Annotated in this window: 17 protein-coding genes and 1 pseudogene; 3 read left to right on the top strand and 15 right to left on the bottom strand. The window is 56.7% G+C overall.

Features of this window, described 5'->3' with window-relative positions:
* Positions 1-164: 164 nt before the first annotated feature.
* Complete coding sequence (locus Q4D83_RS11230; RefSeq protein WP_303175402.1) at positions 165-1,856, top strand: ABC-ATPase domain-containing protein; 1,692 nt, start codon at positions 165-167, stop codon at positions 1,854-1,856.
* Here the strand turns inward: Q4D83_RS11230 and Q4D83_RS11225 are convergent.
* Positions 1,853-3,379 (bottom strand): MFS transporter, encoded by a 1,527-nt coding sequence (locus tag Q4D83_RS11225; protein WP_303175401.1) that lies wholly within the window; start codon positions 3,377-3,379, stop codon positions 1,853-1,855. The two genes, Q4D83_RS11230 and Q4D83_RS11225, sit on opposite strands and share 4 nt — an antisense overlap.
* Entirely contained in the window at positions 3,376-3,954 is a 579-nt protein-coding gene (locus Q4D83_RS11220) for a TetR/AcrR family transcriptional regulator (RefSeq protein WP_303175400.1), read from the bottom strand. Before Q4D83_RS11220 ends, Q4D83_RS11225 begins: the two co-directional genes overlap by 4 nt.
* 62 nt (positions 3,955-4,016) lie before the next feature.
* On the opposite strand from Q4D83_RS11220, the gene Q4D83_RS11215 reads away from it, so the two are divergent.
* Together Q4D83_RS11215 and Q4D83_RS11205 are read left to right on the top strand one after the other, a co-directional pair.
* Positions 4,017-4,580, top strand: a complete 564-nt coding sequence (locus Q4D83_RS11215) for a TetR/AcrR family transcriptional regulator (RefSeq protein WP_303175399.1) — start codon at positions 4,017-4,019, stop codon at positions 4,578-4,580.
* Positions 4,577-6,556 (top strand): DJ-1/PfpI family protein, encoded by a 1,980-nt coding sequence (locus tag Q4D83_RS11205; protein ID WP_368502218.1) that lies wholly within the window; start codon positions 4,577-4,579, stop codon positions 6,554-6,556. The genes Q4D83_RS11215 and Q4D83_RS11205 overlap by 4 nt, the downstream gene beginning before the upstream one ends.
* Positions 6,557-6,604: 48 nt before the next feature.
* Here Q4D83_RS11205 and Q4D83_RS11200 read toward each other — a convergent pair whose 3' ends face one another.
* The 13 genes and pseudogenes from Q4D83_RS11200 to Q4D83_RS11145 form a co-directional block, all read right to left on the bottom strand.
* Entirely contained in the window at positions 6,605-8,113 is a 1,509-nt protein-coding gene (locus Q4D83_RS11200; protein ID WP_303175398.1) for an MFS transporter, read from the bottom strand.
* 46 nt (positions 8,114-8,159) lie between these two features.
* Complete coding sequence (locus tag Q4D83_RS11195; protein WP_303175397.1) at positions 8,160-8,738, bottom strand: DUF3267 domain-containing protein; 579 nt, start codon at positions 8,736-8,738, stop codon at positions 8,160-8,162.
* Between the two features lie 71 nt (positions 8,739-8,809).
* Complete coding sequence (locus Q4D83_RS11190; RefSeq protein WP_303175396.1) at positions 8,810-9,673, bottom strand: cutinase family protein; 864 nt, start codon at positions 9,671-9,673, stop codon at positions 8,810-8,812.
* 158 nt (positions 9,674-9,831) lie between these two features.
* The gene (locus tag Q4D83_RS11185; protein ID WP_303175395.1) at positions 9,832-11,577 is read right to left on the bottom strand and encodes an ABC transporter ATP-binding protein; all 1,746 of its coding nucleotides are present in this window, start codon (positions 11,575-11,577) and stop codon (positions 9,832-9,834) included.
* Complete coding sequence (locus tag Q4D83_RS11180) at positions 11,574-13,250, bottom strand: ABC transporter ATP-binding protein (RefSeq protein WP_303175394.1); 1,677 nt, start codon at positions 13,248-13,250, stop codon at positions 11,574-11,576. Before Q4D83_RS11180 ends, Q4D83_RS11185 begins: the two co-directional genes overlap by 4 nt.
* Positions 13,247-13,933: a bifunctional 2-polyprenyl-6-hydroxyphenol methylase/3-demethylubiquinol 3-O-methyltransferase UbiG gene (locus tag Q4D83_RS11175; protein ID WP_303175393.1), complete on the bottom strand. Its 687-nt coding sequence runs from the start codon at positions 13,931-13,933 to the stop codon at positions 13,247-13,249. Before Q4D83_RS11175 ends, Q4D83_RS11180 begins: the two co-directional genes overlap by 4 nt.
* Positions 13,921-14,664, bottom strand: coding sequence for an ABC transporter permease (locus Q4D83_RS11170; RefSeq protein WP_303175392.1), 744 nt, complete (start codon positions 14,662-14,664; stop codon positions 13,921-13,923). Before Q4D83_RS11170 ends, Q4D83_RS11175 begins: the two co-directional genes overlap by 13 nt.
* 4 nt (positions 14,665-14,668) lie before the next feature.
* A complete protein-coding gene (locus Q4D83_RS11165; RefSeq protein ID WP_303175391.1) occupies positions 14,669-15,424 on the bottom strand; it encodes an ABC transporter permease in 756 nt (251 codons plus the stop codon).
* On the bottom strand, positions 15,421-16,383 hold the full coding sequence (locus Q4D83_RS11160) for an ATP-binding cassette domain-containing protein (protein ID WP_303175390.1): 963 nt from the start codon (positions 16,381-16,383) through the stop codon (positions 15,421-15,423). The genes Q4D83_RS11165 and Q4D83_RS11160 overlap by 4 nt, the downstream gene beginning before the upstream one ends.
* Positions 16,383-17,147: a hypothetical protein gene (locus Q4D83_RS11155; RefSeq protein WP_303175389.1), complete on the bottom strand. Its 765-nt coding sequence runs from the start codon at positions 17,145-17,147 to the stop codon at positions 16,383-16,385. Before Q4D83_RS11155 ends, Q4D83_RS11160 begins: the two co-directional genes overlap by 1 nt.
* Positions 17,148-17,150: 3 nt before the next feature.
* A pseudogene (locus Q4D83_RS12075) lies at positions 17,151-17,438 on the bottom strand (saccharopine dehydrogenase NADP-binding domain-containing protein); the annotation flags it as partial.
* Positions 17,435-23,344, bottom strand: coding sequence for an alpha/beta fold hydrolase (locus Q4D83_RS11150; protein ID WP_303175388.1), 5,910 nt, complete (start codon positions 23,342-23,344; stop codon positions 17,435-17,437). The pseudogene Q4D83_RS12075 and the gene Q4D83_RS11150, both read right to left, overlap by 4 nt.
* The gene (locus Q4D83_RS11145; RefSeq protein WP_303175387.1) at positions 23,344-25,035 is read right to left on the bottom strand and encodes an AMP-binding protein; all 1,692 of its coding nucleotides are present in this window, start codon (positions 25,033-25,035) and stop codon (positions 23,344-23,346) included. Before Q4D83_RS11145 ends, Q4D83_RS11150 begins: the two co-directional genes overlap by 1 nt.
* Positions 25,036-25,058: the final 23 nt, after the last annotated feature.

Raw genomic sequence — 25,058 nt, 5'->3', positions numbered from 1 at the left:
ACATAAATCTTCGCTGACCTGTGCGATATGCCCCTGGTTGCTGGGCATGGTGCCACCACCCGGCAAATAACTCAGCGGCGAGCTAGCCTCGGCTCGCCGAACGAAGTTCGACGTTCTTTTAAAAATGTGACCAACACTACCTATTTCTGCTATACGATATTGCCATGTCCCGCCCCATTCGCAATTATCGCCGCAGCTCACAGCTTTCTGAAACGTTACACCATCTGGATGGCAAGAACTACGGCGTATACAAAAACCTGCGGGGCAAGTATCCGTTAGACAATCACACCACGCTGGTAATCGACCGAGTACAAGCGGACCCCTACGCGCCGCCGTCACTTATGCGCGTAATTATCGACCGCCAAGCCGCAAACTTTCCAGACGAATTACTGTGCGATCGCGAGGGCCGCCTCGCCACCGCGGATTACCTCACCAGATTGTTTGCGCACCACACGCGGGACATACAAGCGATCAGCATTGGCCACCCGGGGCAAGCCATCCTCGAGCGCACCACCATCGCCTTTTCCGAAACTACGATCGAAGCACGCATTACCGTCGCGCTGCCCGCAAGCGGCCGCAGAATCCGCGGGCGCGAAGCCGCGTATCTGCTCACCACCGCACTGCCTAGAATCGTCCGCAAAAGCCTCGTTTTCGCGGAGCTTGACCAGCAGGAACTCGCCGATCACGTGGCATTGTTGCGGGACCAACAGGCCCTCCGGCGGCAACTGGCCAAGCGCAACCTCATCGCTTTTATAGGCAATGGCTCCATATTGCCGCGGCGCGCGGGCGACTCCGACCTCCCCCTAGAAGAAGGCGCCACCGCATTCGAAAGCCCGGCTTCCCTTGAACAAAGCTTCGAGCTTCCGAGTGGCCGCACGGCCACAGGCATGGCCATTCCAGAGGGAATCACCGTCATTATCGGTGGCGGCTTCCACGGCAAATCAACCCTCCTGCGCGCCATCGAACGAGGTGTCTATCCACACATTGCCGGCGACGGCCGCGAATGGGTGATCACCCGCCCGAGCGCCACCGCAATCCGCGCGGAAGACGGTCGGGCGGTCACCGGCGTTGACATCTCCGCGTTCATCAGCAATTTGCCGTCCGGCACAAACACACGCCAGTTCCACACCACAAACGCCTCCGGCTCAACCTCGCAGGCCACCAACCTCATGGAGGCTGTCGAGGCCGGCGCGTGCGCACTACTGATCGATGAAGATACCTCCGCAACCAACTTCATGATCCGCGACGAGCTCATGCAGCGCCTTATCCCCGACAATGAGGAGCCAATTACCCCGTTTGTACAGCGCATCCGCCCGCTGCGGGACTCATTGGGCGTGTCCACCATCCTCGTCGCCGGCGGGTCTGGCGCCTTCTTCGGTGTTGCCGATCACGTCATCGCACTCACTGACTATCGCCCCAGCGACGTGACCGGACGCGCCCACGAGATCGCCGGCAAACCCCCTACAACCAGCGATACTTCCATCAACATTTTCGAACGTGTTCCAAAAGCGTTGCACGCGCCCGGCAAAACGAAACCAGCGAAAGCCCTCGGCCGTACGGAAGTCCGCTATGGCAAAGAAATAATCCAGCTCAGTGCCCTTACCCAGCTTATCGACGCCGCCCAAACCACCGGCATCGCCCACGCCCTCGACCGTATCGCAGAAATGTGCGGCGGCCAGACCCTTGAAGAACTAGTGAGCGAGCTCTGCGCAGAGATCGACGATCTTGGGCTGGACGCCATTTCACCTCATCGTGGCCACCCGGGCCTTTACGCGCGGCCCCGCCGCCAAGAAATTATGGCGGCCGTCAACCGTTGTCGCCGACTCATACTTGAACAACCCTTGCCGCACAACTAACCGTGAGCCTCATCGGAAAGCTCAACATGGCGCGGCATCAGCGCAAATGCCAGTGCGGCGACAACCATGAGGCCGATCCCTCCGGCGAGCGCAGCCTGCGTCAAGCCGCTGTTAAACGCAGCCGTCGCCCGTTCCGCAAACTCCGGTAGCCCATACTTCTGCGCAACCGCCAGCGCGCCAACCAACGACTCTTCGGCGAATTCCACCGCGCCGCGATCCGAACCAAGCGCAAGTTCCTCAACGCCCAGCCGGCTGCGGTACACCGACGCCGCCACGCTGCCCAGGATGGCCACACCAAACACTTCGCCGAGATCGTACATAGACTCCTCGATGGCTGCGGCGTTGCCCGCCTTCGCCTTCGGGCTGCTTCCCATCACGATCCCCGAAGCGATGGCCAGCGATCCCATTCCGCCGCCGACCAGCACCATTGGCGCCACCAACTGCCAATAGCCGGTCACCTGACCCAGCGCCAGCAGCAGCAACCCCACCGCGGATACCACCAACCCGCCGACCAACGTGCTTCGCGCACCTATTCGCTTTGCGACGTCCGGCGCAAGCGGCGTTGTGATCAATGACCCCAGCGCCAGCGGCAACAGCGCCATACCCGCCTGGAGTGGTGAATAACCACCCACGATTTGCAGCCATTGCGCCACCAACAACAAGATTCCGCCAAGGGCGAAGCTAGTGGCAAACGCCGTCAATGTGCCCGCAGTGAACGGCTTACTGGAAAACAAGCGCACATCCAGCAGCGGCTCCTTTTGCGCTAAGCACCGCCAGACGAACAAGCCCATCAATGCCGCACCAACCAACAGCTTTGCCCAATCCACCGGCTCCACCCAACCGTGTTTACCAAGTTCTTTAACTCCCCAAACGAGGGCAACCATCCCGGCAATCGACAACGCAATCGCCAGGAAGTCCCAGCGTGGAGGATTCGGCTCCCGCACTTCCGGCAACAGCCAGACGCCAGCTGCGATGACCACAATGCACACAGGAACGTTGATCAAAAACGCGGCTTGCCAGTCAAAAACCTCCAATAGTCCGCCGCCTACGATGGGGCCGACAATCGCCCCGATTCCGGCGGTCAGCGACCAAATCGCCAACGCACGCATGCGCTCCTCGGGATCCTGAAACACACTCCGAACCATCGAAAGGGTTGTCGGCATGATCATCGCCCCCGCAACTCCGAGCAATGCACGCAACACGATCACCGCCAGCGACGCCTCCGCAACCAGCACGAGTGCCGATATCGCGCCGAACAGGAAGAACCCAAGCAACAGAATTCGTCTCCTGCCGTAGCGATCCGCCAATGCGCTCATCGGGATCAACAAGCCCGCAAGGGTCAGCCCATAAATATCCACGATCCAAAGCTGCTCGGTCGCGGTAGATTGCAAATCCTCGACCAGCCTGGGCAGCGCCATAATCAGAATGGTCATGTCCATGACCACCAATAGCAAACCCCCAGAAAGCAACGCCAACGCACCCCAACGGCCCCGGCGCGTCATCGTATCCGGTGTGCGTGTCACGCTGTAGTCTCCCCGGCTTCAGTCTCCCCGGCTTCCAGCTCAAGTAACTTGGCAATCGCTTCCGCAATTTCCTGTTGCGTAGCGGATACATCCTGGTAAATCGCCTCTAACGTCAACCCGTTGACGTAGGTAGCCACCGCTCGCGCGGCCCGCGGAGAGGTATATGCCGCAAGCTCGGCAACCATGCGCTCCTGCCACGTATTCGCCAGGTGTTGTAAATGCGGGTGCTGCGTGTGTGCCGCGAAAAACACCGTTTCCCTCCGCACCTGCGCAGGATCCGAAAGATATTTTGAAATCATCTTCGCCAGCGAATTTGGTAAATCCGTGGAGGTCCTCAATACCACGCGCAGCGCTTCCACGTCCGCGTCGAACTTTTGCGCAAGCTCGGACATCGCCGCAGCTAAGAGTTCGTCCAGCGTGCTGAAATACTGCGTCGTCGAGCCCAATGGAACGCCCGCGCGTTCAGCAACCTTTCGGTGCGTGACACCGCGCGGCCCGTGCTCCATGATGAGTTCGGACGCTGCCTGAATAATTGTTCGTTTGCGCCCCACTGGATCGCGCCTAGTATTCGCCATATCCCGGAGTGTACACATGTACATGTACACTTGTACATTTTTACATTTGTTAGACTTTTTACATGCGTCAATCTCTACCGCGAGTAAATCCCATGGCCGCTCGCTACCGAAAAGCGCTCATTGAGGCCGCCGATCACCTCCTCGGGCAACGTGCCGCCAGCAGCATCACCGTCACCGACGTCGTGACTACTGCCGCCATGAGCCGCCCCACCTTTTACCAGCATTTTGACGGCTTAGGGCCGCTATTTGCCGCTGCCGGCTTAGCGCGACTTGAACGGATTTTTACCGCGGAAGCGACCGCACCATCTTCCCGCACCCTCGCGGATCATTTCGCTTCATTGATTGCGCACATGGAGGCGAACCACCAATTCCTCTACCACGTACATACCAGCCCGGGCAGCGCGGATTTCCATAACGGCTCGATCGACCTGATCGTTCGCTGGCTGCAGGAGCTTCCGGAATTACATGCAATTCCCCGCTCGGACACAGCAACCTGGGAGTTCCTCGCCGCTGGCGTGCTCTGGAGCGTGACCAAACATTTGGCCGATCGCTGTCAGCACCCAGATACGCCTGCCAATCCACTTGCTCAAGACCTCAGCGACATCATTCAAGGATTTTTTTCATGACTTCTGTTCTCTTTGTTGTTTCCGCCGCAGATTCCTGGACGCTCTCGGACGGCTCCAAGCACCCCACTGGGTTTTGGGCCGAGGAGCTCGCCGAGCCGCACCGACTGTTTACCGACGCCGGGTGGGACGTCGTCATCGCCACCCCCGGCGCCCAAACGCCCACCCTTGACCAGTTGAGCCTGGGTTTTGCCGCAGGCTCCAAACAAAAACGGGAAAGCATCAAAGCGTATCTGGATTCCATCCAAGATCAACTCAACCACCCCGTCGCACTCGAAGACGTTGACGAAGACGAATTCGATTTGGTGTTTTATCCCGGCGGCCACGGCCCGATGGAAGACCTCGCGGTAGACGAAACCTCCGGCGCCTTGCTCACGCGCCGCATTGCATCCGGCAAGCCGCTGGCATTGGTGTGCCACGCGCCCGCGGCGTTGTTAGCAGCGCGGCGGGCGGATGGTTCGTCCCCGTTCGCGGGCTTCCGCCTCACCGCTCTTTCAAACACGGAGGAGCGTCTCAATAAGTTCGCATGGAAAGCGCCGTGGCTACTGGAAGACCGGCTCCGCAAGATTGGCGCAGTGTACGAAAAGACGGCGGTTCCGTTGCGCCCGTTTGTGGTCGTTGATCGCAATTTGTATACCGGCCAGAATCCTGCCTCCTCGGCCCCGTTGGCGCGGCGGCTCATCACAGACCTTTCGTCCGGCACCCCACCCGCCAAGATTTTCGAGCCGCTAGAACTTGCTCATGGCGCACCGTTGCGCAACCGCCTAGCCAAGGCCGCAATAGAAGAGGATCTTGGTGGCCGCGAGCACCTTCCAAACCGCCGCGTATGCCGCCTGTATGAAACCTGGTCGCGCGGCGGCGTGGGGTTGATTATTACTGGCAATGTGATGGTGGATGCGCGCGCGTGCACCACGCCAAATGCCATTGTTTTGGATAAGTTTGCCCCGCTTGAGCCGTTCCGTGAGTGGGCGCGCGCGGCGAAAAGTGGCGGCGCGCAAGTGTGGATGCAGCTAAGTCATCCCGGGAGGCAGATCGGGAGGGGCATGCCAGGTGTGAAGCTCGCGCCTTCTGCCGTACCGCTGAACTTGGGCGCAAATTCGAAACGTTTTGCCATTCCGAAGGAGATGACCCACGCGGAGATTGAAGACGTCATCGAACGTTTCGTTGTGACGGCTTCGCGCGCGGCGGATGCTGGTTTTGATGGCGTCGAGTTGCACGCCGCCCACGGCTATTTGTTATCTCAGTTTTTATCTCCCCTGACAAACTTGCGTACGGATGAGTGGGGCGGCGACCTGCTGGGCCGCAGCAAGGTGTTGCGCGAAATTGTCACTCGTGTGCGCGCCACCGTGCCGGAAGATTTCGCGCTCGGCGTGAAGTTAAACTCTGCTGATTTCCAACGCGGGGGTTTCGACGTCGCGGATGCATCGCAGGTAGTGCACATGCTCGGCGAATTGGGGGTGGACTTGGTAGAAGTGTCTGGCGGTTCGTATGAGAGCCCTGCGATGCAGGGGGAAACGCGAGACCAACACACCTTGGACCGTGAAGCGTATTTTCTGAAGTTTGCGGAAGAGATCAACCAGGTTGCGTCAATGCCGCTGATGGTCACGGGTGGCGTGACTCGCCGCTTTACTGCCGAGCGGGTGCTTGCAGCTGGCGTTGCGATGGTGGGTCTTGGAACTGCGCTTTCGTTGGTGCCAGATTTGCCAAATCGTTGGCGCAATGCCGAACTGATGGCGCCAACGATGCCGGAACCGCGGCTGAAAGATAAAGGGTTAAATTCGCTGGCAAAGTTGGTGCAGGTGAAGCATAATTTGCAACGGATTGCGGATGGCAAACTTCCCGATCCGAATGCGCACCCCTTGCGGGTACTGGTCGCTGATCAGATTCGCTCGCGGAAGAGCTTGGCGGAGTATAAGGAGTGGTTGGCACAGCGGGAAACCGCCACCAATGACACCAGCGACCGTGATACCAACGGATAACGCTTTCGACGCCCACACGCGCGCCGACGTCGAGCTGCCGCCGCGCCGCTAGTGCCCAGCGGTCACATCAAAACCCTTAGGCACCAGTGCAAATACCAGCCCGGCGGCGGCGAGCATGACTAACCCGCCGACCAGCGCCGCCTGCGCGATACCTAGATCAAAAGCGTTGGTGGCTTGCTCGGCCAACTCTGGCAGGCCCATCTGTTCCGCCAGATAGAGCGCGCCCACCAGCGACTCTTGGGCAAAGTCAGCTGCCTCAGTACCGCTGGGCAAAGGCCCCACGATGGCCGCAATATCCAATTCGTTTCGGTACTTTGCGGCCGCTACGCTACCCAGGATTGCCACGCCCAGCACATTGCCCAGATCGTACATAGATTCTTCAATGGCTGCGGCGTTGCCAGCCTTTTCCATGGGAGTACTGCCCATAATGATCGCCGAAGCGATGGCCAACGAACCCATCCCAGCCCCCACGCACGCCATCGGAGCGACAAATTGCCAGTATTCGCTCAGCTCAGACGGATAAACCAATAGGAACATACCCACGGCACCGATCACTAAGCCCGTAGCCACCACCAGTCGCGCACTGCATCGTTTTGCCAGGTCAGGGGCGAATGGAGCGGTAATCATTGCCCCCGCGGCCATCGGTAAAATGGCCACCCCTGCATGTATTGGCGAATACCCTGCGACGATTTGCAGCCACTGCACGATCAGCAGCATGATGCCGCCGAGGCCGAAGCTAGTAGTTAACGCGGCGATCGTGCCTGCGGTAAAGGATCGAGAGGTAAACAGCCGGACGTCCAGCAACGGCTCGTCGCGGCGTAGACAACGTAAGGTGAACAGGCCCATAAGCACCGCGCCCGCGATAAGTTTCGCCCAGTCCACAGGTTCGACCCAGTCGTGTTTGGCCAATTCTTTGATGCTCCACACCAATGTCACCATGCCGGAGACGGAAAGAATGATCGCCAGCATGTCCCACCGAGGTGGATGAGGATCTTTCACTTCCGGCAACAGCACCGCGCCAGCAACAATCACAACGAGCACCACCGGAATGTTCACAAGGAACGCGGAGTGCCAGCTGTAAAATTCGAGAAGTCCACCGCCGACCAACGGGCCGACCACCGCACCGACGCCCGCAACCACAGACCATATCGCTAAGGCTCGCGTTCGTTCGGCTGGGTCTTCGAAAATACTGCGCACCATGGACAACGTGGTCGGCATAATCATTGCCCCCGCCGCGCCGAGCACCGCCCGCAGCGCAATCACACCTATCGACGTCTCCGCCACCAGCACCAGCGCGGACACCAGGCCGAAGAGTGCAAAGCCAATCAGGAGCACTTTCTTGCGGCCATATCTATCTGCCAATGCGCTCATCGGAATCAAAAGACCCGCAAGAATGAGCGAATACACGTCCACGATCCACAGCTGTTCAGTGGCCGTCGATTGGAGATCTTCAATGAGGTTCGGCAAGGCCATAATGAGGATTGTCATGTCCATGACCACCATCAATAACCCCAGTGATAGCAGCCCTAATGCCAGCCAACGTCGCCGCTTTGTCATTACAGCAACAATACTCTCGTTGCGTAATTATTACCCACGCAGCCAGCTAAGACACGGATGAACCCACAGGTAGATGCAACCGTACACCGTCTCGAATATCTTCCACGCGTGTCCCGCGCGGCGCAATGAGCACACGAGTAGCTAGAAAAATATCCCCCACCGCGCCGCCCAAGAGCAAGCCGGCCGGAATGACCAGCCAACCGCTGCCCGGCCATTGAGCAAGGATCCATACTATGGGGACCACCCCAAGCACGATCCCTGGCAAGAGGGCAACGTACACGAATGCGCCTTTCGACATCACTGCACCCGGGGACGTGCAATAAAACGCGGGTGCAACGCCACCGATCATGAGAGCACCGTACTTAGGCTTGAACCCCAAAGTGCGCAAAGCGAAGCCATGTATCAATTCGTGGATCCAAGCTAAGGCGACTATTCCAACTGTCATGGCCAGCACCCCAAACAGTTCCGCAACCCCGAGCTTCACTGAGAGGAATCCGGATTGCGTCCAAAGGAAAAGCGCCGCATATCCCACGATGGCACCAATGGTCAGGATCAGCCCAACAATATTCATCCACCATGCTCTACGCCGATCGGGCACCCAATCGATAACCTCGCGGTTTTCCATGTTGGCGACGACTCCTCACAAATATCAAGGCCCTTAAGCCCCAGATGCTGCCCTAACCTTTGATATCTAGCCTAACCTTTTGCGTCGCGCACCCACTGGGCAACCATGTCCGCCGCCGCCTCATCGTGAGCATCGAACGGGGATTCTGGATCGAAGTAAGACAAGTGCATGTCAATGCCAGCCGAGACGTCCGCAGAGGTGTCGCACACGAAATCGTTCCGCTTGCAATATTCGTAGCGCGGCGCCATCTGCTGCGGCGGTGCGGTAGACAACGCGAACAAGCCACCGGAATGCTGAGGTTGTCCGGCGTCAGCATCCCCCATCTTCAACTCTGGGTTGCCAAGCATCAGCGAACCTACCAAGGTCCCTTGTCGGGCCAGCTGCTCCTCATAGGAACGCAACACCATGACTCCTTGCGAATAACCAACTAAGACTGTCTTCGGGGAGCAGCCCTGCTGGTGATGCTCTTCATTCATCGCAGCAGGGATCGTGTTCGTGCCGTCAAACACGGAGCGAAGGAAACTCACAAACGGTTCGAAAATAGTGGTTACAGACCCCTGTTCGGCGATCAGCCGGGTGGCGGCAGCGACACGATCCTCATTGTTTGGCGGGTCAATCACCTCCTGCGGCAATTCTGGGTCGGCGCGGTAGGCGGCCTCATCCACGCCGGTCACCGCAACGCCGTTGAAGATCTCCGACCCATGGCGCTGCTCGAGGTAAGTGAAAAACCTTTTGATAATCTCCCCCTCAAACCCGTTGCTTTGCGCGTTGCCATAATACTGTGGGCCGATGCTGTCCTCCGTGGTGCCGCGGGCGGCAATAATTTCCACTGCGGGACATTCGGGAGCATCGTCTGCCTGGGCAAACGGTGTGCAGAGGCCCAGACAGAGCACTGTTGCCGCGATGACAATGATGGCATTCATAGACTTTTGCATGATCCTCGCACTCCTTGAAGGATAGCCCGCAAAGTAAAACGCGGATTATTGCACATATTAGTACCGTATGAGGATATCAATAGTGTGCAATATTTTATAGCGAGTTTGGCAAAATAACCATGCGTTCACATCGCAAGCGAAAGCTTATTCGAGGGCTGCTATACCAGCCTCCAATTACTTGTTTGTTGTTCTTTTTCAACGCCGCGGCGGTAGCTCTGGCACCGCGCCATCAGCTCATCGTGCCTACCGCAGTCCGCGATTCGCCCCTGCCCATCAAACACCACGATCTGATCGGCCTGCTCCACGGTAGATAGCTTGTTCGCCACCATGATGATGGTCTTTCCGGCAGCTCGCAGGTCTCCGATGAGGTCCATCACCCCACGTTCCGCGTATGAGTCCAACGACGCCGTCGGCTCATCAAACAACATCACTGGCCGATCGGCCAACAGGGCGCGTGCTATGCACACGCGTTGCCTTTCACCACCGGATAGCGCCGACCCTCCCTCGCCGATGGTTTGCTCCAACCTCAACTCGTCGCCAAGCATTGCTTGGTGCAGTGCGGTTTGGCATTCGGCTTCGCTAGCGTGTGGGTGGGCAATTCGTAACGCATCGCTAAGCTTCGCCCCCGGCAGATAGGTGTCTTGGAATACCGCACCAATGTGTTTACGCACTTCACCGCTTCCACACTGCGAGAATGGCAGCCCATTGAAGGTGACCTCGCCACCCCAGGGATCAACGAAACGCGCCAGAAGTTTCAGCACGGTAGTTTTCCCACACCCGGAGGGGCCGACAATAGCCGTCACCGTACCCGGCTCTGCGGTAAACGAAATATCGTGGAGGACCTGCTGTTCCCCGTATCCAAAATCCACGTGCTGTAACGCAATAGTGCTACCCCCTGCGCGGCGCTCAACATCTACCGTCGAACCATTGTTGGGCTCGTCAAGCGCTGGTACGGCCGCTAGTTCCTCGAGCTGTTCCAGCGTGGAAGCAGCCTGACCAAATCCGCCTTGAAGCGTTCCCGCGCCAATGATTGGATCGATCATACGAGTCAGAACCACCGCTAGTGCCAAAAATTGCGCCGATTGCACATCAGTAACCGCCGCGGCGATCACACCGGCGACCATCACAGCCTGTGCAAGGGTGGTCATCCTGCCAATCGCAGCACCTTGGATCACCGTTGCGTTGTCAAACGCCTGGTGCTGGGCGCGCAGTGCGTTATCCATTACTTCATCGGCGATTGATCCGTCTCCGGATTGGCGCACCTCAGCGGCTCGGATTGCGGCTTGCGCCCGAACGAACTCTGTCAATCGGCTGGAGGTTGCGGCGCTGGCCGCCTCAAACTCCTTCGATGACACATTCCCCGCTCGGGCAACCGCTCGATATGCCAAGTACAGGAGCGGTAGACCGCAGATACACACCACGGCAACCAATGGCATAAAGTACAGCAACCCGCACACCAGCACCACGGGCGTCACGATCGCTCCAACCACCGGACGAATCACAGTCGAAACTACCGCACCAGAAAAACTGATTCCGGACCCGGAGAGTTCAATAAACCGACCGGTTGTGGTGGGTCCAAAGTACCCCACCGGTAAGGTACGCAACCTATCTTCGAATACACGTATCAATGCGGCGAGAATCCCGGTACTAGCTCGGCGTCCGATTTGCCCAGAGACGGTGTGAAACACAATAAACCCGCCAAGTAAACACACCAGGAGAGTCATAATCTGGCCGATGTCTTCCCCGGCACGCACCCGCGTGAACAGCGGAATCAGCGCAATAAACGCGATTCCTTCGCACACCGCTCCGAGCGCTGCGGTGATAAACAATGCAACCACGTTGCCTCGTGCGGTTTTGCCCGCATTACCAAGGCTTTCCAGCAATCGAAATAGTGCCCGTATCATGCTAGTTTCTCCCACAGGTCCGTGTAGATTCCGCCTGCGTGCAGCAGGTCATCGTGTGCGCCAATCTCGGCGAGCCTACCGGCTTCCAGAACAGCTATTTGATCTGCCCCGGCGATCGTGCGGAGCCGGTGCGCGATCACGATGCAGGTCCGCCCTTTGGCGAAATTACTCAACGCCTGCTGCAATTCGGCTTGCGATTCTGGGTCGGTGAATGCCGTAGCTTCATCAAGGATGATTACCCGAGGCTGCTGCAGGAATGCCCGCGCAATACTGAGGCGTTGCGCTTGTCCACCGCTAGGGTTGGCATCGACACCGATCACGCTATCGAGCCCATTTTTGAGTCCACGAATGTAATCGGCAATGCAAGCCTTTTCGGCAGCTTCAAATAGTTGTTCGTCGCTGGGTTCGCCGCGCGCACCGAGGCGCAAATTGTCCCTAATGGAAACGGAAAGTAATTGCGGCTCCTGAAAGACGATTGCCAAGTTCTGATACACGTCGCGCATACCCAGCTCGCGCACGTCCACGCCGTCGATAAAAACGCCGCCCTTATCGACGTCGTGAAACCGCGCAAGCAGGCGGACCAACGTCGTTTTTCCACTTCCGGACGCCCCCACCAAGGCGGTTGTGGTGCCAGGTTCCACCACCAGCGAAAAATCAGCTATCGCCTTCTCGCCATCGGCTGCCGTCGGGTAAGAAAAGGTCACCTGTTTGAATTCCACCCTGCCCGATGCGCCGTGCGGTAATACGGCAGGTGTTTCTGGCACGGGCAAAGGTTCGACAGCTAAGACTTCCTCGATCTCTTTCGCCGCCGCAATGCCACTCGATAATGCTTGTGAACTCGCCGCGAAATTCAACAGCGGAGCCGCAATGCCCAAACCAAGCACGAGGCCGGCTGTGAGTTGCACCAGCCCCGATTCAAGATCTGCCGCCGAAACCATCAGCAGCATAATCGCAATTGGGGCCACGCATAGATCGATAAGGCTCAGATACCAGGAAGATTGCTTGGACCAGGCATTCCAGGCGTCAATATACTCGTCGCCAGCACGTTGAAGCCTGCCTGCGGCGGCATCGTCTTCATCGTAGAGTGCAAACGATGCCGCACCGTGAGCGCGTTCCACCACCGCACCGGTGAATTCGGTCAACGTGTCATCATGACGCTGCTGCCGTTGCTTTCCCACCGCAAGCATGATCGACATGGTGATTCCTACACCCAGGATCGGCAGCAACGCTATCCCGGCCATGCGCGGACTCAAGGCGAATAGAAAGCCTAAAGAAAGCAGCGGAACCACCAGGGCTTGCACCGTATCGTGCAAAGCATGCCCGATCAGGTGATGCACACTGGAGACGCTCCGCTGCACCAGCGCAACGATGCCTTGGCTTTGTCGATGCTCGATCCAACCTAACGGCACGTTCCGCAGGTGATGCACAAGCTTCCGTCGAAGACTCAACTGGACATCATTATCCACGCGATGCGAATACAATCCGGTCGCACCGTGCAAGAAATAACGGATAATTACCGCCGCCAATAACATCGTCACCGCAGTGTTGCGCCGACTGGGATCCCCCGCCAGCCAGAGCATGGCCACCAGCGGAATCACGGTGAGCACGGCCACGAGCACCGATAACCCGGTGATCACCGCCAGTTTGCCGCGGAACTCCTGAAAAATTGTCACGCTCCCGCACCTCGCTCCAACACGGTAAGTTGCACAAGCCCGAACTGCTGCTCGGCGAGCGGCACCAGGCCAGCAGCCGCGAGCAGATCTGCCCATTCGGCTGATCCAAAAATCCGGTGCCCCACGTTTTCAAGGGCCAGGCGATCAATCGCCTCGCCAAAATTGGGGTAGTCAAGGAAGGTTTGCACCATAACAATCCCGTCTGGTGCTAGAACCGCAGCGACGTTGCGCAACGCAGCCGCTGCGTCTGGGATTTGATGAATCGCGCCACAAAGCCAAATCTCCTCGAACTTGCCATATCGCGCTAAGTCGTCTCTTGCAATATCGGCTGTGTAGTACTGCACACGGGAAGCTTGCGCTGCCGATAGGGTTTCCGCGGCCTTTCGTTGCGCAAAAGACACCGCTTTAGGCGAACAATCCAACCCGACGATCCGCCATTGTTGGCGCAGTGGATCTTGCGCCACTGCGCGTGAATACCAACCAGTGCCGCAGGCTAAGTCCGCTATGGTGCCTCGTTCATTAGCGCATCGTCGGCTCCCAGCTAAGTGAATCAGCCGCTCGTATATGCGTTCGTGGCCAAGCTCTTGCCGGGCAAACTTTCGGATAAACCGCGGGTGGATGCGCTGCTCATAGTATTTGAGGTACAGGCTCGAGTTCGACACCCAATTTACTAGTGTTCCCATCGCTGCCCCCTACCCCTTTTAGCTATCAGCACTAGGGCGAGGAAAGTAAAACCACCAATCCAAGCCGCAAATAACACCCAGTCGCGCAGCGAGTTTGAATCCAACAGGACATGAACAACTGCGGAAATTGGAGTGTATTCAACAATGTGCCGCAACACCGAACCAAACGAATCGGCGGGCATCATCGCAGTATTAAGGAACATTGCGGCCACAACCAACGGAACAAACGTTACCGCACCTTGCGCATCTTGAATGCTAAATCCAATGACCGTGGCGATGCCTGAGGATGCGAAGCATACCAACAACAGCACCGGAGCAAACACCCAGCCAAACGCGTGCACAAGATCAGCGTGCAAAAACACGGATGCAGCGACACAAACGATGGTTACGGAAAGCGTGGCGCGTACGAATTCGGCTAACCAGCGACCGAGCAGTGCCGGATAGAATCCTTGCGGTTGCACCCAAAACCTGTCATGCAATCCACTACGCCGTTCTGCTACGATCGCACCTCCAGACGTGGTAGCGAGCATGAATGCCCATGAAACTGCGGTGAGTACCGTGGCTTTTTCTATGCTAAATGCGGAGGTGAAAAGGTCAACGAGGTTGCCAAAAATTGTGTCGACGATGTACAACTGCGCCACCGGCACGACCGATAAGAAGATGATGTCACCTACATTTCGGAACCAGGTACGCAGGATCCGCAATGCGTGAACCCATGTAACGGTTAGCATTGTGCTACCACTCCTTATTCTTCGTGCTGTACGCCATCACGGTAATACCCACGAGCAACGCAATACCTGCATAGGCACATGCCGTCCACACCCGGGAGGCCGCCATGTCCTCATATCGAATGAGCTCCACAAGTGGACTGACTGGGGAATACATGACCAGTGTTTTTGTGGTCCCCGTGAGGGCATCCGCTGGCACAAACGCAGTGGAGAACAGCAGCGCCAGCATTTCGAATGATTGAATTCCACTTGCCACGGCGACCGGCCGTTTACTGATAAAAATTACGGAGTCCGCAAGGAGCGCAAGGATCAGCGAAACAGCAACGGTGACGCCAATCGCCGCCACAAGCTCAGCCGTGGTGGGGCGGTATTCCAACATCATTGCAATCACCACGAGGACGACACTCGAGGCGAAGGCTCGAGTGCAATCCACCAAAAGGCGCCCCATGGCATACGGCAAAAGTGAGCGGGACGTTGCCGCCACACGCATCACAAATCCGTCGTCAATGTCGCGGGCAACCACCATTGCGGAGGCCGCAGCGGAAAACATTGCCCCTTGGAATAAACACCCACCAAGCACAATGGTGGTGTAGTCCATTCCCGCCTGCTCAGCCGCGTGATGGAATACCCCGTAAAGGCAAAGGAAGAAGAAGGACGGCACCACAAAGGCAGAAACGAGTGACGCTTTGTTGCGGCTCAACAGCGTCAATCCGCGACGGTAGTGGACCAACGTCTCCCCTACGATTGAAGGTGATCGCGTCATTGGCCTGCCTCCGCACGATTCAGCTGAATGAACACCTCATCAAGTGTCGGCGCCGCCAGCGAAAACTCCGTTGGCCTGCGGCCCGCTTCCGCAAGTTGAGAGAGAATCACTTCCGGAGCCATAGACTCGCGCGCATACACCACCACAATGCTCGGATTTTCCGGCGAGACCCTCGCATCCACATTCAGCTCGCGCAAACGTTCGTGCGCGGCGGATGCCGCTTGCGCGCCGTCGAAACGCAGCCGTAGCACGGAATCTCCCAATTGGTGGCGCAATTCGCTAGGAGTCCCCTCGAGTGCGACAACCCCATCTTTGAGCACAAAAATACGATCTGAAAGCGCGTCGGCTTCCTCGAGATACTGCGTAGTCAAAATTATCGTCATCCCCGTGTCCGTCAATCGCCGGATCAGTGCCCACAATTCGTTGCGGCTTACAGGATCAAGCCCCGTACTCGGCTCATCCAAAAACAAAACCTTTGGTGGTGTAACCAACGAAACGGAAATATCTAATCGGCGTCTCATCCCACCCGAATAGGAATTCACAGGCTGATCCCCCGCGTGCGCCAATTCGAATTTTTCGAGCAGCTCGGTCGCGCGGGCCGCGGCATCCGCTTTCCGCAAACCACGCAACCGACCGAAAAACTCGATGTTTTCCCTACCGGTCAGTTGTTCGTCTACTGCGGCGTACTGCCCCGTCATTGCGATGATTTCGCGGACGTGCCCAGGTTGTTTCGCCACATCGAATCCGCAAATGTTTGCGTCCCCGCTGTCGCCCGAAAGCAGCGTGGAGAGGATCTTTATGAGCGTGGTTTTCCCGGCTCCGTTATGTCCTAGGAATGTAAACACCCCGGGCCGGTCAATCGTAAACGACAGCCCACGAAGCACGTGTTTGGCTGCAACGCTTTTCGACGCCGCCTTATAGGTTTTATGCAAGTCTGTCACCGTAATCGGATTTGCCATCACATGTCCTCTTGTTCGTATTGGTCAATGGTTGCCATGGCGCACTGTTGTAATTGAAAAAGGAGAAAATCTCCCAGGCCATTCACGCAGTCGATGGTGTGTACCCCGCCTTGGAGCGTTGCTCGATGCCGCAGCATCCACAAGGCGCATTGCGCGGCCGCGAACGCAGTCAAATCGTACGAACCTGCGCCTTGAAGCCGCTGGATATATGTGTTCCCGGCTTGATCGCGAGCTACGACTTCAAGGGTCGAAGCTGGGGGTTCCGCGACGTTCGCCGCTCGCCTTCGCGCCACCGCGGCCAGCAGCTTCGCAAGCCCTCGTTGCACCACGGGTTGTTTATAGATTTTTCGGGAGCTCAAGGTGCGCATGCTACGTTCGGGCAAGCCGGAAAATTGCACTTGGTATCGGAATTCCTGCACGGCTGGCCAGATGCGCCGTACGCCATCAATGTCGGGGCTTTCATAGCTCACGGCACCGGCTTCAATCACTGGCTGCCGTTGAAGCGATTCCGCACCGTTGGTTAGGCAGCGGCGCTCGGTTGCCAGCGTCATCAGCAGGGAGTGTAGCGCGGTGGCTCCGGCTTCCCCAGACTCACTACGCAAGCATTCTCGCACTTCTACCACGTCGTGCCCGCGCCACCGGCAGAGCATTGCCGTGGAAATTCCCGGATTGAAACCGCACCCTGTAATAACGCGTACGCTTCTCGACGCCGCGGACTCGTCAAGCCGCGCAATATCCCGCGCCGCATCGATTGCATCATTCACATCAACGCAACTTGTTCCAGCTTCGATACATAGTTCGTGGATGGCGGCACCAAGTTGTTCAAAGGGACCTGCGCAAATGATTGCCACATCATATTCGGCAAGGGTTGCGATACTTGCCGCGCGATTTGCTGGGTTGAATACCCGATGATTGGCTAGTTTCTTCGGTCGCCTCGATGTCACATCAACGCGCCCCGGTTGCTGGAGGTACTGGACAAGGTATTGCGCCACTTTCCTGCCTGTGACTCCAGTTCCACCGACTACTAAGATGCGGGGGCCTTGTACTGCGCTCACTGCACACTCCCCTCCCCTAATCCCCAAATGATGTTCGCAGTTGCCTTCGCACCGTCGCCCAACAACATGGAATAGTGGTTGCCTTCACACTCAACGGTCTGCACCGTCCTGATATATTGCGTCCAGCCTTCGTCTTCGCGAGCTTCACCGTCTTGGGGGATAACAAGGATTGCGCTATCAACGTGTGCTGCTGGTACAAACCGATTTCGAGCAGCCAAAAGGCTCCGCAGCGCATTGAATTCACGGACAGTTACGGCTTGCCCCGCGAGCCCCAGATCAGCAACCAACGAGGGAGAAATCTCCCTGGCTATCTCGTACACCAGCTCTGCTTCTTTCCCCACGGCCTGACAATTTTCTACAAGCTCATCCCACCAATCAGCTGATGGAGAGTCGGTGTGTGGCGAGGCAATGCCTAATCGTGAGGCAACACGTGCAACGAGAGTCCTCCCGTCCTCCGCAGAATCCAACGCAGTTTCCACTTGGATGCCTGGGGCAAGGGAATCAAGCAACGCTACAACAAGGTCGAACTCGTCACGCAAAAGTCCGGCCAGCTCATGAGCTATCGAGCCCCCCAGGCTCCAGCCAATGAGCGTTACATTGGCGCTGGTCGGGAGCTCTTGGCGAATCAACTCGGCATATTCGGCGGCCAAGTGCCGCAATTCCACCTCTTGCGGAAAATTGTGGCTCAGCCCGGGATACGGCAAACCCCACACCTCAGCATCTTCCGGTGCGTGCAGCGCAAGCTCACTATAAACGTCAATAGACCCGAAACCACCATGAATACAGACCACATAATGGTCTGTTTTGCCGCTGTCAACGTACCGTCGCCGCAACAATTGCATGCCGTAATGGTGCCGCGCACCACCGTTTTCACGGCGCGCCGAACCCACCAATTCGGCGATATGCGCAGCTGTTGGCCGCGCCAACGCGGCCGCCAGTGGCAATTGCACGCAGTATCGCTGCTCTACGTCCCGAATCAATTGCACAAATCCCAAGGAATCCAGCCCCTGCTCCAGCAGATTCGAATCCGACGGCACACGCTTCCCCGGACCACAACGCGACGACGAAAGTTCCACAATCTCCCGCAACATTGTGCCGTCCGCGGCAGCAAGGGTGGGTGGTGTAGTTGAGCGGGGCGAGGCGGGGCGTCGATACGCAGACGAAGCGCCCCCATACTTGCCCAATTGCACCGCGAGCGTCGGCTCGATTGGCGGGTACTGCCCGGGTACGGTCGACGCCAATGCCCGCACGCACACGATGTAGCGTGCGAACATCGCCTCAACCATGCCAGGAGGAAACACATCAGCCACGTAATCCCAAGCGACACTGATGTCATCGCCCCGCTGTAACAGTTGATTATCAATGAGCACTTGGGGCGTCTGAGAAATCGCAAACACCACCTCGCCAAGCGCGTTCTCCGCTGTAGTTTCTGCGGCACCACCCCCGTCACGCCCAGCATCAAACAACAGCGAAGTAAACACAAAAGGCGCCACCGCATCCCCTACCAACCCGGCGGAAGCAGCCAACGACGTCACTGCCTTAACGCCGGCGTAATCAGCCGCAAGATGCTTCAGCATCAGATTATGTAAATGCGGCAGGAACTCGTCCGGCCGCTGCGCCGCGCGCGCATCCGCGGAAAGCAACACCAAACCCGTGAAATCCCCAAACACACCGCGATGTTCCCCAACCTCGACACGCCGATTAAAGGTAGTCACGTTCACACCAACGCGTTCGGTAGTAGCCCACAAACCCAGCACCGCCATGTAGGCCCCCAAAAATAGCGTGTTCACCGAAACGCCAAGCTTCGCGGCACCCCTCCGCAAGCCAGCCACCGTCGCAGCATCCAGCGAATCCGAAACCCGCTGCATACGTACGCGCTGCACCTCAGCCGCTGCTTGCAAGTGCGGCAAATAGTTTCCAGCCGGGTACAGCTCAAGCTCTTGCGCAATATCCAGGATTTCGATATCGCCAATCCACCCGTGCGCTCGACGGCGTGTATCAGCAAGAACATAATCCCGAAACGATGCCTGCAATTCACCGAGTTCAGCGCCCTCATACAACGCATTGAGTTCCTGAATAAACAATCGTTGGCTCATGCCATCGCCGATAATCATATCTACGCTGAAAAACAGCCGATACGTGTTCTCCGCAAGCCGCGCGGCCACCAACGTAAACAGGGGCCACGTGTGCACATCAAAAAGTTGGTGGCTCAGCTTGTCGCGGAGTTCGTGCAGCTCAGCCTCCTGTGATTCGTTATCCACCGCCCGCAAATCAGTGACATTGATGCGGTAATACGGCACCGTAGGCAATACCCGTTGCGTTGCATCTGCAAGCACCACCGCACGAAGCATGCCGTGCCGAGCAATCAGCTTGTTTAACGCACCCTCAAGGCGCCGGAGATCCACATGCGCGAGGGTTTCCACATAGTAGTGCTCGCTGACACCACCAAGTGCAAAGCCCTCACCACGACCAATAAAGTAGGCCATTTGCATATCAGTCAACGGGAACGGGGCATGCGGATCCTCCCCGTAGTCCTGCACTTCTAGCGGCGAGACCACTTGGGAAGTATCGGTCAACTCGTGCTCCCGCGGTCCTCCCAACAACTGGGTGATGTGCGCAATCGTGGGATGAAGAATCAAATCACGAAACGAAGCGCCAAAACCCAACTCCTGACGAAGTCGCACGAGCATCTCTTGAAACTTCAGCGAATCCCCACCTGCTTCAAAAAACGTGCTATCCGGATCGAGCGCACCTATCGGCACTCCCAACACTGTTGCCCAGATGCGTGCAACCGCTAGCTCTTGAGCGTCAAAACTTGGCGCCGCTTCTCCTTGTGAGGGCGCTTGCAACGATGCTTCACATTGGCGACGTATCTCCGGATAATCGAGTTTGCCATTCGCCGTGGTTGGCAACTCATCAAAGCGCACAAGCAACGATGGAACCATGTACCGCGGCAGCTGCCGTGACAACGCCCGTTGGAATTCCACATCACCGATTTCGTCTGTACGCGGCACATATGCAGCAGCAAGCATAGTTTGGCCACTGCGCCGAGTTATCGCCATGGCAATGCAATCCCGCGCCACGAGGGCAGCCTTGGCAGCTTGTGGAATCTCATCGAGTTCAACCCGAAAACCCTGGATTTTCACTTGATTGTCCTCACGCCCAGCGAAGCAAATGTAACCAAACTCCGACACGTAGCCACGATCCCCCGTGCGATATCGCCGCTGACCATCGATGGTGGGAAAGGCAGCGTGCGTGAGATCCGGTGCTGCGCAATAACGGTCCGCTAAACCTACACCGCCGATATATATGTCGCCGACAACGCCGATCGGGGCAGGTTGGCGATCGTAGCCAAGTACATGCATGCTTTGGTTAGGCATTGCGAAACCATAGGGTGTTTCATCGTCCAAAGAATCATCGCCGATATCCATGGATATTGACCAGATGGCAGCCTCCGTCGCGCCCCCGAGGCTCAAAAAGCGTGCCTCGGGGAAGTGTTTTCGCGCATTACGCACAGCGTTTGTTCCGATTCGATCCCCGCTAAGCATCACTACGCGCACACCGTGAATCACCGTTGTTGGCCGGAGACGCAGCAAGAGCAACTCCAACAACGCTGGTGCTGAATTCCAAACGATCTTTTTGCCTGGAGCATCAACGTGCTTGAGGCACGCGATGATCTCGTCAACATCACGGTTATCGTGAATGATGGCCAATTGACCGCCCACCGCGAATGCAGCAAACACGTCGAATACTGACAAGTCAAAGCTCAACGCCGAAAGCCCAAGGAACACATGCCTAGAGGTGAGCTGCAAATCTTGTATCAAACTTTGGATAGTGTTCACCACCGCTCGGTGGCTGGTTTCCACGCCTTTCGGCCGACCCGTTGTCCCGGAGGTGAAAATGATATAGGCGAGGTCTCGCGACTGGACATCACGCTGATACAGATCATCGTTGCCACGTTCCTGCGCGCCGGTATACATGACACTTGTACCGAAAAGCTCAGCAAACGCCGCGGCCTGCGCCATTATTTGTTGCCGCCGCGCCTCCGGCCATTGACTGTCAACTGGAATGTATGTGCCACCAGCACGAACGACGCCAAGTACGTTGAGTATGTCTTGGATGGTCCGGGTATAGCGCACCACAACACGGTCACCAACACGCATACCGTGTTGCTCGAGTTCCCGCGCAATACAGCCAGCAGCTTGCCATAACTGGCCATACGTTACTGTTTCTCCAGCGGCAGACACATCAATCAGCGCTATCGCATCGGGGGTTCGTTCCACGGTGCTGCGCACCAAATCCACCAGGGTTACATCAGGGTAATCCCGCGTCGTTGCGTTGTACTCACGATCATGTTGACAAGCATGGGGGTCCACCGCTGGCACCGATATGGCATCAATAGGACAGTTACCCAGCGCTTCCAATTGCTGTAAGACCAGCGCAAACATTCTTTGGTAGGCCGGGAAATACTCTTCTGCCACGTCCCAAGACAACACCATACCGTCGCCATTCGGCATGACTTGGACGTCGAGAGCTACTTGCGCAGTCCGCGACGCAACGTACGTTACTTGAGGGGAACTATGTTGGGTTCCCCCGAGATAGCTGGTGAACACAAGAGGGCAACGCGCAAGGCGTCGTTCAGCGGGGTCCTGCAACCACTGCAATGCTTCCACCCCGCTTACCCCTCGGTGCTGTAAACCTTCACGAAGATCATCGCTGATCGCCAACACCGTCTGGGCGAGACTAGCGCCCGCTGCACTACGCCCGGCAATCAGCAAGGAAGTCGTGAAATCACCTAAGCACGGTTGATTTGGCAAGAACACGCGATCAGTTACCGTGACGTTCCAAGGAAATTCGGGCTGATTCAACCATCGGCTCACCACACTGGTGTGCACACCGAGAAGTAACGCAGAAACACTGCATTCTAATGCGCTCGCTACTTGGTGAAGCGTATTCACCAGTTCCACAGAACACTGGTGGCTAACTCTCCGCATTGACGGTGCCTGATCGCCAAACAGGGGAACGAGCGAGGATGGCCGCAGGGGGAAGTTGTCTAACTTGTGCTTCCAGTACTGCCAATCCTCATCAGCATCAAATCGTTGCTTTTTAGCAGTTACTACCGCAGCCGCCTCAGCGCACTGTAACGCGGGAGGCAGCGTCTCCCCAGCAATCAACCGATCCAGCTCGTGTGAAAATACGTAAATTGATCCGGCATCAAAACCGACCATATTGAAGTACGCAAACAGTTTAGTGCCCGTTTCGCCAGCGACTACGAGCATTGTCCCAGGCTCTTCAACAAACGAACGGGATGCTTTACCCTTGAGTTCCTCCCGCAAATCAGCATCAGAAATTGCGTCACGAATCTCAACGTTTACTTGTGGCAAATCTGCGCGCACGAGCATTCCGGACTCTAGATCCGGCACGTAATGAAACGCCGAGTGCCGGGCTACCAAGGAGTTCAGGCAGTCCGCAAGCCGCTCTTTCGACACGGCGTACTCCGCCTCAACATACATGTATGTGGCCGTACCGCCGAGCTCAAAGTCTGTACTTGCCCCAAACAGATACGCCAATTGAATCTGATTCAAAGGAATCTGGTCGGCCCAAGTATGGAGCGACTGGACATCGTGCCCCCTAGAGTGATCTTTAGCAAAGTTGATATTTGCTCCGACAGCGGCACGAACTAACTCAACGAGCTCGGAAAACCGATAGTCATACCGAATATCTTCAACAGGCAACTGAATATTGAACTCATCTTCTATCCCGAGGAAACAATGCAACAAAGTCACCGAATGCGGAATCGAGTTTTTAAGCACAAAGTCTTGTTCATTCAACTCCACCCCGGAAACCCCCGAGAGTATCTCTCGAACCCGCTCGGCGATCGCCTGAACCGCAATACCCGCTACCATCAGTTATTCACCTCAACCAAGTTTGACATCAGCACTCCACGGAGCTTCTTACCGGTGGCTGATCGAGGTATTCTGTCTACCCAAATGATTCGGTCAACTGGGATGCCAAGGTCCTTCATAAGCGTGGAGCGAACCTGCTGAGATATCTCATTCTGACTGGCCTCTGATTGCACACCGTTTGTAGCCTCGTCCACCCCTTGGTTTCTGGAGAGAAATATCACTACCGCTTCCGTACCGGTTGTTTTATCGGTGTACCCTCCGGCAACGCATTGCACTGGGAACTTCTGCTCAATGCTTTGCTCTAAATCATTTCCGTAGTAATTTTTCCCGCCAATAAAGATAATGTCTTTAATGCGGCCAATAATATAAAGTTCCCCGTCGATGATTGTACCAATATCCCCGGTTTTCAACGCCCCGTAGCTTGTGGTTGGGTGTTGTTGCCTCCCCGTTGCAGTGTACGAATCCTCGGTAATTGCGGCGCCCGCGAGGCAAACTTCACCAACAGTGCCCTCGGTGAGGATATTGTCCGTATCATCACAAATGGTGACTTCAAGATGCGGTACGGGCTGACCCACGCTGACGAATGTGCTTCCGCCCTGGGATTCCTCAAGCGCAATATCGTCCACATTTGCCCCAGGCGTAATTCTTGACCTGTCAAGTGAGATTGCCTTCAATGGTTCGTATATTTCACTCATTGCCACCGTGAGACATGCTTCGGAAAGGCCGTACCCCGATACAAAAATGCTCTTGCGCAGCCCATAGCCAGCCATCATGGCTTCAAATTGGCTTACCAATTCCAAGCTAATAGGCTCAGAACCACACACGAGCTTATGCAGAGAAGACAAGTCTGGTGCCTTATTTTCCGGAATTGGCCGTGCCTGAAGCATGGTGAGCAGATGCTTCAACGCAAAATTTGGCGCAGCGGTAATAGTCGGGCGGAACCGATCAATCGCATATAACCAACTCGCCGGATTCATCACAAACAGTTTGGTGGGCATCAACGCGAGTGGATAGCTAGAAAACACAGCGTAGACGAGAAAACCGATCATTGACATGTTGTGGGTAAGCGGCATCCAGCTGAGCATCCTGTTTTGCAGCTTCGCTGGCCTTCTTGGAACTGTCGATTGCAGCCCCACCAGGAGATTAGTTTCGGTGACGATCACCCCTTTAGGCATGCCCGTGGAACCAGAAGAAAATTGGATGACTCGGGTCTCTTCACCACGAAGTTGCACGGGAGGAAAAGCGGCGATTGAAAGGTCACCGATTCGTTCACGCAAGGCATCAATGCCCTTCAATTGGACGAGCCGATCACCGATTTTTTCATGCCCAAGCGGTAGCTCCGCCGCGTGAAGCACCCACGGCGCATCAAGGAGATCAAACACGGAATGCAGTAACCGTTCACTTCGTGCATCGCGCGCCACGCCAAGGGGCACAGGTACCGCGCCGAGCCACGCAATCCCCCAGAAGGCTTGGGCTAAGGTTTTGTTGTCTTCGATTTGAATGATGACATTGTCGCCACGCCGAACACCCAATTCAGCGAGATAACACGCGAGTATCGCAACATCTTTCACTAACTGCCCGTATGGATAAAATTCCTCACCTTGTGAATCTATAAAGGTTATGCCTAGAACCTCTTCGCCTTCGTGGGCGAGTAGCACATCAAGAAAGTGTGTATAACGCAGTGGCTCCATAACGATCCTCCTGTAGAACTATT

Origin of the sequence: Corynebacterium sp., assembly GCF_030532715.1 — a bacterium.
GTDB lineage: Bacteria > Actinomycetota > Actinomycetes > Mycobacteriales > Mycobacteriaceae > Corynebacterium.
Note: the sequence above shows the minus strand (reverse complement) of the source record. Positions and strands in the feature narration are given on the sequence as shown.